Origin of the sequence: Peribacillus sp. NPDC096622, assembly GCF_044762665.1 — a bacterium.
Taxonomy (GTDB): domain Bacteria; phylum Bacillota; class Bacilli; order Bacillales; family DSM-1321; genus Peribacillus; species Peribacillus frigoritolerans_B.
Genome location: NZ_JBIWES010000016.1, coordinates 15,862 through 29,276, shown reverse-complemented (window position 1 = coordinate 29,276; position 13,415 = coordinate 15,862). Strand labels below are relative to the sequence as shown.

General features: G+C 34.6%; 8 protein-coding genes. 1 reads left to right on the top strand and 7 read right to left on the bottom strand.

Translation table 11 applies throughout. The features are described 5' to 3' along the window. Positions 1-14 precede the first annotated feature (14 nt). From ACIQYG_RS21860 to ACIQYG_RS21830, 7 genes are all read right to left on the bottom strand, one after another. Positions 15-488, bottom strand: a complete 474-nt coding sequence (locus tag ACIQYG_RS21860) for a hypothetical protein (protein ID WP_402842413.1) — start codon at positions 486-488, stop codon at positions 15-17. Further along, a complete protein-coding gene (locus tag ACIQYG_RS21855) occupies positions 481-1,452 on the bottom strand; it encodes a hypothetical protein (protein ID WP_402842410.1) in 972 nt (323 codons plus the stop codon). The genes ACIQYG_RS21860 and ACIQYG_RS21855 overlap by 8 nt, the downstream gene beginning before the upstream one ends. Next, positions 1,442-1,657: a hypothetical protein gene (locus ACIQYG_RS21850; RefSeq protein ID WP_402842408.1), complete on the bottom strand. Its 216-nt coding sequence runs from the start codon at positions 1,655-1,657 to the stop codon at positions 1,442-1,444. The genes ACIQYG_RS21855 and ACIQYG_RS21850 overlap by 11 nt, the downstream gene beginning before the upstream one ends. A gap of 462 nt (positions 1,658-2,119) precedes the next feature. Next, a complete protein-coding gene (locus ACIQYG_RS21845) occupies positions 2,120-2,764 on the bottom strand; it encodes a recombinase family protein (RefSeq protein WP_402842405.1) in 645 nt (214 codons plus the stop codon). A gap of 806 nt (positions 2,765-3,570) precedes the next feature. After that, complete coding sequence (locus tag ACIQYG_RS21840) at positions 3,571-9,219, bottom strand: DNRLRE domain-containing protein (RefSeq protein WP_402842402.1); 5,649 nt, start codon at positions 9,217-9,219, stop codon at positions 3,571-3,573. Positions 9,220-9,982: 763 nt separating this feature from the next. Next, positions 9,983-11,203 (bottom strand): efflux RND transporter periplasmic adaptor subunit, encoded by a 1,221-nt coding sequence (locus ACIQYG_RS21835; RefSeq protein WP_402842399.1) that lies wholly within the window; start codon positions 11,201-11,203, stop codon positions 9,983-9,985. A gap of 6 nt (positions 11,204-11,209) precedes the next feature. Further along, positions 11,210-11,878 carry a hypothetical protein gene (locus ACIQYG_RS21830; RefSeq protein WP_402842396.1) on the bottom strand — a complete coding sequence of 223 codons (669 nt, stop codon included), beginning with the start codon at positions 11,876-11,878 and terminating at the stop codon, positions 11,210-11,212. 444 nt (positions 11,879-12,322) lie between these two features. Between ACIQYG_RS21830 and ACIQYG_RS21825 the strand changes: the two genes are divergently transcribed. Beyond that, on the top strand, positions 12,323-13,411 hold the full coding sequence (locus ACIQYG_RS21825) for a polysaccharide deacetylase family protein (protein ID WP_402842392.1): 1,089 nt from the start codon (positions 12,323-12,325) through the stop codon (positions 13,409-13,411). Positions 13,412-13,415: the final 4 nt, after the last annotated feature.

Sequence of the window (13,415 nt, the reverse complement as noted above, 5' to 3'; positions counted from 1 at the left end):
CCGTAACATTTTATTCACCCCAGCAGTGATTTTTTTATCGATTCAATCAAATCCTCTGTTAGTCCATTAGATAATTGATTTAAAAAATCTTTTTCATTTTTTAACAGTTCTTTATCTTTTTTTATTTTATTTAAAAACTTCCTCCCACTTTTCGTTAAACGAAATAAACCATTACCTTGTTGAAATAAAATATTTTCAACAAGCATAAAGTCAACCGTTTTATTAATAGTCGGATCATATCTAAGTACTAAGTATGTATCAGGCTTTCTGTTAACATAGTTTAATAGATTCTTCATTTCTTTCTCTGAATACATTGATACACTTATTAAATGTAATTTAGATAATGAACATCCACCCTTTCCACATGCCATTCCAAGTATTAAACAAGTTAAAGCTATCTTATAACTCAACCTATATTGATATGGAACAGCTTCAGGTTTAGGATCAAAAATTATTTGATCTGTTAATATAAAACTGTCATTATCCATTTTTCACTGCCCCTTTGAATTCCATAGGACAATCAGAAAGCCAACCAGCAATTAAAGACATCTGCAAATTCATAATAGATGCATCACTTATATGTTTAAACTCTGCTTTTAGTTTTTGCTGAAAATCACATGATATTTCATCAAAGACCTTATGATTCAAAGATTTATCTCTATTTAACAGTGTTTTAGCCTTAACATGCTTTTTGTATTGATCGGCTAAATCTAATATGTCCTTCCTTATATCAGGAAAACCTTCTCCTAATTGCTCTATCAAAGCAATCCCAGAGATATATGCAGACATATACATCTCTAAAAGGTCGTTAAGATCATCTTTATCTTCAGTCAAGTCAGGATTGATAGCAATTAATTTTCTTGTAACATTCGCCACCTTATCAGCAGGACATGTTGTCCAATCAACCTGTGGTGATTGTAAAATAGCAAAGCTTAACTTCGTATTAGTTAAATTACTTCTTAAAATTGTTGTAAGCTCAACTCTAAAATCTTCAGCTGTTTTTATAATTATGTCAAAATCATCAGCAATGTAGTCATAAAATTCAGGATTTTCCTCTCTTGTTTGTCTTACCACTTCTCTTTTAGAAGCTATATGTTGAATAATTCTTTTATCTTTAATCTCTGGAACAACAAAGTGCCATTCACTTATACATGGTAATCCTAAGCTTTTTAAGACAGCTGCGTTCTTTTTATCAATAAACTTTCCGATGTCATTTGTAACCTTATCTCTTTGATGCTCATAGAGATCATTACGTGAGTAATTAGGATCGTTAGGACAATAACATTGAATTACAACTCCTGATTTTGTGAATCCCTCGATTCCACCATCACCTTTATGCTCAGCCGGTACTTCTGTAAAATGTTGAGTCTGATATTTCATGGTGTAACAAGATATGCATAACTTCTCCCAACTAGGACCATCTAAAGAGGTGTCTAAAAATTCAAGAATCACCTATTTTTCCTCCTTCTAAATCAATTACAGATATAAACGTTTCTTTTGAAGGCTTTGTGTCGATAAAGTTAATGTCCACTACGAATTCCTTAATAGAATCAACATATCTTACTACAGCCAAATTAAACAGATTTACTTTGTTCACAATAATTATTTCTTTATTAACAAAATAATAATATTTACCCTTAGGTATTTCCTCAACCATAAATACCTCCTAAGCAAACAAATTTTGAGGCTTTTGATTGACTCAACCGTCAAAAATTTGCATTATTCAAAAATAATCTCTTTTAGTTTAACATAAATACCTATTAGTACTAATATTTGTTACATGAAATCATGACTAAAGAATCATCTTTTGAATATTTTTAGTAGGAGGGAGTGATTAACTCCCGACCTCTCACACCACCGTCTGTACCGTGCTGTAAACGACAGTTCAGTTAAGTGTGATGTAGATGTTCACATCTTTGAGATAGACTTTTGAGACCTACGTACGGGTAGCCGGTTCATAGGTTCCCCTCATTAAAGATTCGCGGATAGACAGCCAGTTGAGATTCTGGGTCACCCCAGACACCCTTCAAGTTAAGCTTCCTTCATGATTCGAGACTTGCATCCTATAGATTGCACCCATGCAGGGCGCACTTAAATAGCCTTCGCTAGTGTGCAAAGGCTACTTTTTTTGACGAGTTTCTTCTATTATATAGCTTTTTTTAGAGTCTCTTTCATATTCCTTAACCAACTTATAAAAAGTCGTCTTTTTTACACCTAATTCGGCCATGGCTTTAACGGCTGTTATCTCTCCTGCTTTCCAACGATCATACACTTCTTTAAGCTCTTCGGTTACTTGAGCTTTCGGTCGTCCGAAGGGCACACCATTTTGCAAAGCCACATTAATTCCTTCACGCTGCCGTTTTCGTATACGGTCCCTCTCCTCTTCCGCCATCCAGGAAAGGATTTGTAGAACAAGATCTGCGATGAAGGTCCCTAAACTATCCTTAAATTGAGTAGTGTCCAACAATGGCATATCCATGACCACGATATCTGCTTGGATATTTTTCGTGATGTCATTCCATTCTTGTAGAATTTCTTCCTTGTTCCGGCCAAAACGATCGAGTGAATGAATATATAGGACATCCCCTTTCCGAATCATACGTTTTAACAATTGATATTGAGCCCGGTCAAAGTTTTTCCCACTTTGTTTATCTAGGAAGATATCTCGTTCATCTAATCCTTTTTCTTTCATGGCCTGAAGTTGACGTCCTTCATTTTGATCCTTGCTACTAACTCTTATGTATCCGAATTTACGAACTTCCATCTTTTTACTCCTTTTTCTACTTACTTTCCTATTATTCTACCAAAACCGTTCGTAAAAGTGTATGCAAAATCACGAACGTTCATAAATTGTTTTTCAACTTTAACGAACGTGAAAATGAGTTGATTTTATAAAAAAAAGAACCGTTCGTAAAAGTGTACTTTTACGAACGGGTTAACTGCTTGTTTACAACTTTCTGAATTGCTTATTTACAGTAGGTATGAGTGATTATATTAGACTAAAAGATAAACTGGAGTACTTTTTTTAAATTTATTATTAGTTTAATTACTCATTGGTTGAAGCAAAAGAAGTGCATAAAGAAAAAAATTCTTCAAAAATTAAGTTAATATAATTGTGAAGAACCCAATCGTTTATCACTCTCTATTGAATTCATAAAGTAAACTACAGAGTCCTCACTCCGTTAAGGAATGAGGACTCTCATTTCTAGCCTAATTAGTTCACAGTTAATCTTCAAAATGTGATACAGGTATGCAGGTCTAAATATTTTTGTATGCAGTGACATAAATACAATTATTGTTCAACTTTTGTATTTTACTTATTAGTTTTTCTTCTATCAATAAATAACATGACAATAAACATACAAATAAATCCGAAGATGAATGTACTCACAAAGTTTTTGTATCCATTAAGCAAAATGTCTATTCCAGTCATTATTAAGGAACAAAACAATGCATAAATAAAAGACTTTATATAATTTTTCAAAATAAATCAATCCTCTATATTTGTTGTTCATACTTTTTTAGTAAACTTTCTTAATCCAAATTATTCAAGTTTTACTTTTCCTATTTTTAGTAATAAAGGCTTACGGATGCTTTTCCGTAAGTGTACCATCCAGTACCTGCCCCATTCATATAAGAATATCTATATTTTTGCTTTATAACGATACCTGCTGCATGATTAGCTTTTATTTTTTTTAAGAACGCTTTAGTTTCTTCTATTTGTTTTTCAGCTCCTAAACCTATTACTGAGACTAGAGCATATGTGGAAAGACCTCTTAAACCAGCTCCAAATTTAGTTTTGGCACCATGCCCCACTGCCCCCCCTAAAATTTCATTTATAGGTCCTTTAACCAAATATGATGTAATTTTTGCTGCTTTCATTTTTCTTTTTAAGGAAGCAGCTGAAACCTTTACAGTAACAGTTTTAATCGTCCCTACAGCAGAATGACCATCTGGATCAATTAACATGACAGGATTATTCTCTGAATACGCATATTGATTTAAACTCAATGGAGTGTTCACATATCCATGGAACGTGTCTCTTGTTAAGAAACGGCCTATGTTTGAATCATAGTATCGCGACAATAGATAATATAATCCCGTTGCTTCATCAAATCGATATCCAGCATAACGATAGGGGTTTGATGAAGCCATTGTACCCGATTGAGAAATAACATTTCCCCAGGCATCATATTGATACTCGGCAACAACATTCCCGTTCTCATCTGTTAAAGCCGTGACATCTCCGTGACCGTTTAAATGGTAATAGTATACCTTACCACTTCTAGTCATCGTAATGGGGTTACCTTCAGTATCCCAAGAATATTCAGCAGTAATGTTATTATTTGTATCGGTTTCTGCAATAACCTTATCTCCATCATAATGGAAGTAAGTTGTTCCAGTAGATGTGGTTATGCTTGTACGATTTCCTTCGTGGTCATAGTTGTTTTTCGTAACTGAAGCACCAGTTTTGTCTTTTACTTCAATTAATTGGTTTTCCTCATTATAGATGTATGTTTTATCTCCGTTATTGGTAATGTTTCCGTTTTGGTCATGCGTATATGTCTGTCCGTTAACGTTTGTCAACTCGTTTCCAGCATTGTACGTATAACTTGTTGTTGTTTTTGTCGTGCCTTTTGTAACAGTTTTCTTTGTACGGTTACCAACAGCATCATATTCGTAGGAAATCACTGTTCCGTCCGTTAATATTTCATTTTTTAGCTGGTTCAACGAATCATATTCATATGAAACATTTCCATTATTTGTGACGATACTTATGTGGTTCCCATTTGGATCGTAGCTATACTTGTATGAATCCAAAACGGTTCCGTCTTTCTTGTAGTTTTTTGACTCTATTAACCGGTTCGCATCATCATAGTTTTGAGAGGTATAGGTGTTGTTTGCCCGTTTCATGGAAGTCACTTTTCCGCGCTCATCATAAACAAGTTTCACCTGATTTACCCCATTTCGGGCCAATTCAGTGAGCTGATCCAGCTTGTTATAAGCTAATTCTGTTGAAATGCTTGTGGTTCCGGCCGTGAATTTTACGGAAGTCAAGTTATCGTTTGGATCGTAACCATAATCGGTCTTTATAGATCCTTTGACCTCCTGCTTTAAAAGATTGTTTTTATCGTAAGAAAATGTTGTTTGTTTACCAGATGCATCGATGACTGAAGTCAGGTTGCGATTCAAATCGTAAGCGTAATCCCATTTTTTCACTCCATTTACATATGTGCTGTTTAAACGATTAAGGGCATCAAAGCTACTGGAAATGGTATTACCTTTCGGCAATACGACCTTTGTTTGATTACCGTTTCTATCATACTCAAATTGAGTAACCTGATTTAATGGATTAGTTATTTTTGACAAAAGATTAAACTCGTTATAATCATACTTCGTTAGATTATCTTTAGCATCATTTACCGCTGTTCGGTTGCCATTACCATCATAACTATAAGACATTACACCAAGGTTGGCATCTGTAACTTTAGTAAGCAAATTGCGGGAATCGTAATCAAACGATGTTGTTTGTCCCTTGCTATCTTTTATACTTGTTCGATTACCCACAGTGTCATAACTGTATGAAACACTTTCCCCAATCTGGTCCTTTACACTGATTACATAGTTGCCGTTAGCATCATATGTGTTTGAGCTAATAGACGCCCCATTTTCCAGACGCATAGCGTCAAACCATGCTGTTCCAGATTGGTTGTAATAATAATAATATACGTCAATAGAATTAAACTCTTTTTTCGCCTTTACTTCTGCAGCAACGTGTTGCCACCCTGATGCTGCTTTATCAAAGTCGTTACCGTAATCCCAATCTGTAGTTCCATCTTTATAATTAATCGCAACTTGTATTGCATAATCTCCACCATTGGAATTAGCACTAACTTGTTTGGACCATCCTGAAAGCGTGTATTTTGAATTAGCATCACCAGATACATTAATATGCTGCTTGATATACTTATTTTTTCCAGCTTCTCCTGTCATTTGGAAGGATGATTTTCCGATAAAGACATTGTCATCTTCGGAATTCTGGTTCTGAACGACCTTATCATTTACAGATAAATTACTACTTGTAACCCAGTTAGTGGGTTTTCCATCTTGATATCTTTCAATACTTGAGTTATCAACAAGGTTATAAGCAGAAAGGTTTGTTCCTTTCTCTAATTGTACCCCTTCAAAATTAGCAGTTCCAGATCCCGCATTTAGCCCAACAGCTACACTAATTTTCTTTGTGTTTGCCGGTACGTTATCAATAACGGTCTGAAGGCGAGTCCAATCGTGTGTTCCCTTTAATCCAGATGAAAATTCCTGCCCTAACCAATTATTTTGATCATCGAAAAATTCGATTTTTAATAAGGCATTACCAACTGTACTGCTAGTTTTTAGATAAGCACTCGCTATATATTTTTCTCCAGTTGTATAGTCGAACTTATCTGAACGAACCACTGCCCAACTTGTTGGATTAGCGATGCTGACACCTTTTCCACCAAACTTACTCGTACTTGACCAAGCAAAATTGGCTGTGCTGCCGGTGTCTTTTAGCTGTTCCCAGTTATCAGGCCAGTTGTCACTATTCTGATCAAACTCAAAGCTTGAATTTGCCAGCATATTATCTACGGCTGACATGGGATGGGTATCATATAGGAGATTTCCTTTCGAATCATACCGACTTGCTGACGTTTGTACATTTGGATCTGTCGATTCTGTCTGATTGTTATCCGCATCGTAATCGTATGAACTGACATTTTGATTGAAATTCTGTTCTTTTGTCAGGTTATTTTGGCTATCATACTCAAAAGTAGAATTTTGGTTTTCAGGCAATTGGACTCCTGTAATGTTGCCTTTCTCGTCATATGTGTACACATATGCTGCTGTTCCATTTGTTTTGTTGGTATTGGCATCGACGACTTTTGTGAGATTGTTGTTATTGTCGTAGCTATACGTCGTAACAACTTTATTTACCGTATCAAGTGGATTTTCCGTTGTTTGCACGACATTACCATTCGTATTTGTAGTATAGTCAATGCGTTTACCTTCTCCATCTGTTTCCGATGTAACCAGATTTGTGGAATCATAGCTATATGTCGTTTTACTTGTTTCAGTAGCACCGTTAATCGTAATAGGATGACTAATACTAGAAACACGGTCTGACGCATCGTAACCGACGGTTGTTTTAGTGTTGCGAGCATCCGTGATTCCTGTGATGTTATGATCTGTATCATACGAGAAGGTTGTTGCTTTTCCTTCTGGGTTTGTCACTTTTGTCAGGTTACCAGAGGCATCATATTCATAGCTAGTTGTATGGTTTGCTGGATCGGTGACGCTTGATACATATCCGTTAGTATTGTGAGTAACAGTCGTTTCTCGCCCAGAAGCATCCTGTATTTTCGTTAATTTTCCAGAAGTGTCATACACAAAAGTAGTTTTGTTATCATTTGTGTCAACAATCGAGCTGATTTTTCCATTCTTGTTAAAATTCGTTTTTGTTCCGTCCGTTTCGGTAATCGTATACGTTTCGTCATTATTCTTCACTAAATCAAGGTAAATCCCGCCGGCTGCTTCATATCCGCCTCCCAATTTTTCTCCAAAAATATGACGGGTGTTATCACCATCAATGAACGTGATTGGTCCACTTCCCGAATCAACGAGGAACGGTTCAAGATTCGTTATCCATCCATATCCGAATAGACCCTTAAAAGAAGATTTTCGGCTGTTAAAGGTTCGGGCAAGGCTTACTTCTGGACCACGTCCCGGAATCTCCACATCCGTATCCTGATAGACAAGGTTTCCATTTGCAGGGTTTACACCATTTTTCGTAGTCATCCAAAATGACTCCAAACCAATGCCTGCAACCGTATAATTAACGGTAATTCGTGGTGTATTATTTCCACTATTGACACTATTAAATGAGCGATAGGGAGAAGTTGTTTCGTTTTGCTGTTTTAACATCATTCCATAGTTCGCCTGGACTCCGTTATACCAGTCCTTAGCCAATTTCGTAATATCCCATTGCCAATAAGCATTTACTTTATTGTCTGTCGTGGTAGACTCTGGAGATCCTCCAAGGGAGGGCTGGGCATTCCAAGTTGCTGTAGTTGCTGACCAGTTACTTGTAACTCGGAATAAATCTATAGAAGCCGTTGATGCATCACTTTTTGCTTGATATGCATTGAAAGTAGCATTTGAAATGACACTATCGCTAGGAAGGCTAGGTAGAACAAATTGGATCAGTGCACGACTCGAGCCAAAATAACCATGATATCCTGTATTCATAAATGTTTCGCTTGAATAGGCGGAACTTGAAAAACTACTTGCAATAAATGAATCTCGAATAACATCCCAATCATTAATGGTTGGATCGATCGTTACTGGATATTCTGTCTTTGGATCTTTTAAGAATTCTTGGTTGGCGATGACATCAACAAACGTTTTCCCTTTTTCTGCACGCAGTTCCAAGGAAACTTTTTCAGAATATTTCCCTTTTGCATCTGTCATATAAGGTTCTTCAAAGAACCATATTGTTTTTCCCTTTGAATCTTTGAAAATAATCGTACCGTTTTTTTCTTTATGAGGTGTAACACCTTTCATCTTCAACTCAAAACTGAATGTATTTTCGTTTTGATATTGATGAAGGACAATATCCTCTTTAACAGCGCTGCCATGTACACTATAACGGAAATCTACATCTGGTAATATTTCCTTAAACGTGACTTCGTTATCTTTGATAGCTCCCTTTACCTTATTGGCTTTTACAGGTACGAAGCTAACACTTTTTTCATTTTTATCCACCGTTACAAGTTCGTTATTTCCCGATTGTTCCGCAAAAAAAGTGCTTACATTACTTGAGGTATTCTCAAACTTCCCTGTTCTTTTAGTACTCTTTTTTAGTTTGTTATTGACTTTCTTCCACTTTTTGTCAGATGAATCTTGGTAAAATTGTTGTTCCATGAAGATTTCTTCAGAAAAACTTCCATCTGGATTTAAGTAACGTTTTGAAAAAGGGGTACGTTTACTGGTTAACTCCACTTTTTCCTTTGGAAGCTTATTTGGGATTTCCCCAATGTTTGCTGTTACTTTTTCTTTTTTAGATACCCTTTTTGTCTCACCTGGTGTTGCTTCTGCAAAATTTGGCATTATTAAACTAACAATAAGACAAATTGATAATAGCATGACAACATAACGATAAAACAATCGAAATTCTATTGGCATAAATATTTTTCTTCCTCTCTCAATCTATGTACTATCTGGATAGCCTAGAAAATTATATATCAATTATCAGAAAGTAGATATTGAGCAAATAATGGTATTTTTAAATGTGAATGTTTATTGTTCAAATGATAAGGAGGAAAAACATGAAATGCTTGGTTAAAGCATTTACTCTGATGAGAAAGAATATGAATTTGCAAATTCAGTAATTGTGAAGAAAAAGAACTTCTTTGACAATCAAAGACTGCTAAAACAATTATTGAAGAAATTAACGCTAGTTTACCGACTCATTTTAAATATAAAGGGGGGAGAATAACACAAATGATTTTTGCTTATATTGACAGCTTAAAGAGTTACCACTATATCACAATCATTGGTTCCCAATCATTGCGCATTTCTGGTCTATTCCGTCCAAACCTACTTAAATCATGAACAAAAGCATATTACCGAACCTCATTTTTGAACGCACCTTACGATAAGCTGAATTAGAAAAATGTTTTTATTATTGTTTATTTAACGTAGGAAAATTACAGTGTTTTATACCCTATGTGGCCGTAGAGTGTTAATAGAGCATGAAAGCTCAAGCACAGGTTACGTAATTGCAAGTACATTATTGCGATAATTTAAGAAAATGACCTCGGAAACCGAGGTCATTTATTAACAGCATGTAGTTTTTTTATAAAACCATTCATATTGGGATATAGTTCAGTTTTAAACGATTCTTTTCATTTGTTTAATATATCTGTATTAGAGAGTTGTTACACTCTTACTGAAACAATCCTTTTAAAACTAAACGAATCGTTTGATCTTTCGTAAAAGCTTTCGTTGTTTCTTTCTTCAGATAAAAATGGTTTATAGGCATGAAAATCTCCATTTTATTATCTAAATCTTTAGATGGTTTGCTAACAATTCTCTCACCCAGTTCTAAACCTTTCGCAACCTCTTGCCGGTGATTTAACTTCATTCCTAGTTGTATGATTCTTTTTTCTAATCTTCCATTTTTAATGACATAAACATAGGATTTATCGTCCTCTTTCTGAATAGTAGAATCAGGTATGATAATAATACCATTTCGCTCTTCAAGAACGATTTCAACATTCATATGATAACCGTGATGCCAATTTTGTACGGCTTTATTCATTTCTAAAACAAATGGATAATAACTTTCCTTATCTTCAACAGATGGGTTTCCGATCGGGGCCATTTTTAATTCTTTTACGGTACCCTCTTTTTTCTGATTAGGTAAAACTAATGCGGATGCAATTACTTTTTGCCCCTCTTGCACTTTGACCATTTCTTTTTCAGAAAGTTTCCCTTCAATAAGATATGGTTGACTTGATTCAATAGAAACAACCAAGTCATTTTCACTTTGTGCAAATGGCCTGACTTTAGTAACTGTTCCAGCAATCTTACTTGTGATTTTATAATTTTCTTTATCTAACTGTAAGTGCTTGATTTTTTGGTTAATCTCGTCAATCTGCATTTCAATTTCCTGGATTTGGTATTTTTTTTCGTCAATTTGACTGCTTACATTTTTATTATTTTGAGCAATATCTTTTTTTTCCTCTACATCAACAGGCTCATTAAGTTGTTGTTCTAAAGTAGAAATATCAGCCTCAGCCTTACTAAATTGTCTTGATAATTTTTCTAGTTGCTGATCAAGTGATAAAATTTCATTCTTTATATGACTAGTATTGTATTCAATTAGAGTATCACCTTCTAAAACTGTGTCTCCCTCTTTTACTGAAATTTCTTTTATCGAACCTAAAGTTTTATCATATTTAATAGAATAATGAGCTGCCGGTATAACAATTCCTTTAGTTAGTAATACTTCCCTCAAGGTTCCTTTGTTAGTAATTGTATACTCCAGTATAGCTTTAGAACGATTTATGTGGTCTGTACTTAATATAATAACGACATTTATTATAACTAGTGCTAAAATCATGATCATGATTACAAGGCTTATAAACGTTTGTTTTTTCATCATGTCCCCCTACAACGAAGTTCCTAGGTCTTGAATTAAAATAGTAGAGGTAGTTAATATCAACATGAAGATAATATTACCAAAGAGAACAATCCCTATTATCGATTTCATTGTTTTATCTGACATCTTACGGAAAGCAATTATTTGTAAACAAGCAGCCCATATTTGAAAAATAGTTATGTGACTTATAAAATTCACAAGAAAGGTTTGCTCTGAAATGAGCTGTATAAGAACTCCTAAGCCAAATGGAGATGATTCTGAGTTTATTCCAAGAACGTAAAAGATCGGAAAAGTCAACATTTTTTCAATTGTAAATACGAATGCTGTAAACAGTTGAATAGTAATAAGCTTGGTGAATCCTACTTGTTTGAAAAACATCCTGAAAAAAAGTGAGAAAAAAACTATGATAAATAAAGGAAAAAATAATCCTGATAAGACCTCGCCAACCCCAAAATATAATTTTGCAAATTCTAGTTTATCTCTCCTAATTATATCCATCATTTTCATTATTTCTTCTGTACTTATTCCTAAAAAAGCACCAACTGCAGAAATCCATATACTTAATCCAATTATCGCAGCTATTCTCAAAGGTAATCCTTTTACTTTTTCTGATTGCTTAATCTTTTCAAGATGTATAAATGGCTTAAATGTACCTTCGAGTAATCGAACTTGGTGCATCGTATTCCTCCTGTCAAAAGTCAAAAAATATCACTACAAATTTATAGCATAATTCCACATTACATAGCAATCACTTCCGTAATTTAACAAAAAAAGTCTTAATCATGTCTAAACAGCACATACTCAAGACATAAAATAGATTACTTCAATAAACCTCTCAAATGAAAGGTTTATTGTTTTTGTCCCTATTAAGGTCAGATCTTTACTCTTTAATGTTAAACAGCCAGAATAAGATGACAATTATATTATCTGTTTATATAAACCTAATTGTAGGAATTTATGGCTTACACTTATTCAGGTTGTTATTAGCGTTTTTTAAGTACCTTAATCCAGCCATTTTTAACCTGGTTTCCTTTTTTTATTTCCATTAATATTCTATATAGAAATGACAAATTTCCTGATAATATAGTCCTGTATAAAGATAGAAAAAACAGGGGGATAATCATGCTTAAATTAAACAAAATGAAGGGAAAAAGAACACTTTTAGCAATTCTACTCTTTTCCTTCATAGTATCAGGCCTTTTTGGTGTAGCGCCAGCACAAGCCGAAACAGTATCATTCGCTTCTATTTCTGTTGATGGAAAGCTTATTAAAACGAGCTATTATATGCAAAATGACCGTTTGATGGTACCAGATATATTTTTCAAACATACAGGTGCTACTGTTGACCGGAATGAAAAATATCAATCTATCGCTATTGAGAGAAATAATATTGTTGCCCTACCATTAGATAAAAAATATATGGACTATTACGATAAGGAAAAAAACAAATGGATTCGTGAGTACCTGGCTACGACAACAACCACAATTGATGGACGACCATATGTTCCGTTATTAGTGACTGCACAGAAATTGGGAATGACCGTTACCTATGATCCAAAGATTTATAGAACCTTTATTCAGACAAACACACCAGAAGCGAATAAGACAATAGCTTACGAAAAAGCCGAAACAACCAAAAAGCAAATTGCATTAACTTTTGATGACGGTCCTGACAAACTTATTACACCTCAAATTTTAAAAATATTAAAAGAAAAAGGTGTTCCTGCAACATTTTTCGTTGTTGGGGAGCAAGTTTCCTATTTTCCAGAATTGGCAAAACAAATGGTAGACGAGGGACATACCATTGCAAATCACTCTTGGGATCATCCGGAACTTTCCAAACTATATACATCCCAGGTTATTCAGCAACTTAAGTCTACGAACGAAATAATCGAAAAAGTAACAGGCGTAAAAGCTACATTAATTAGGCCGCCATATGGCGACTTTACACCTGCAGATGCCCTTGTATTTAAAAGACTAGGATTTAAAAACATTCTTTGGTCAGTAGATACACTCGATTGGAGTGGTACATCCGCAGAGGAAATTATAACGATTTTGAATAGGGATAAATCACCCGGTGGAATTGTCTTGCAGCACAATTTCCAAAATTCAAAATTAGAAGGAACAGTGAAGGCACTGCCCCAAATGATTGACCAATTAAGAGCAGAAGGCTATGAATTTGTTACAATTGACGGTTTATTAGCAAAGTAAAAAG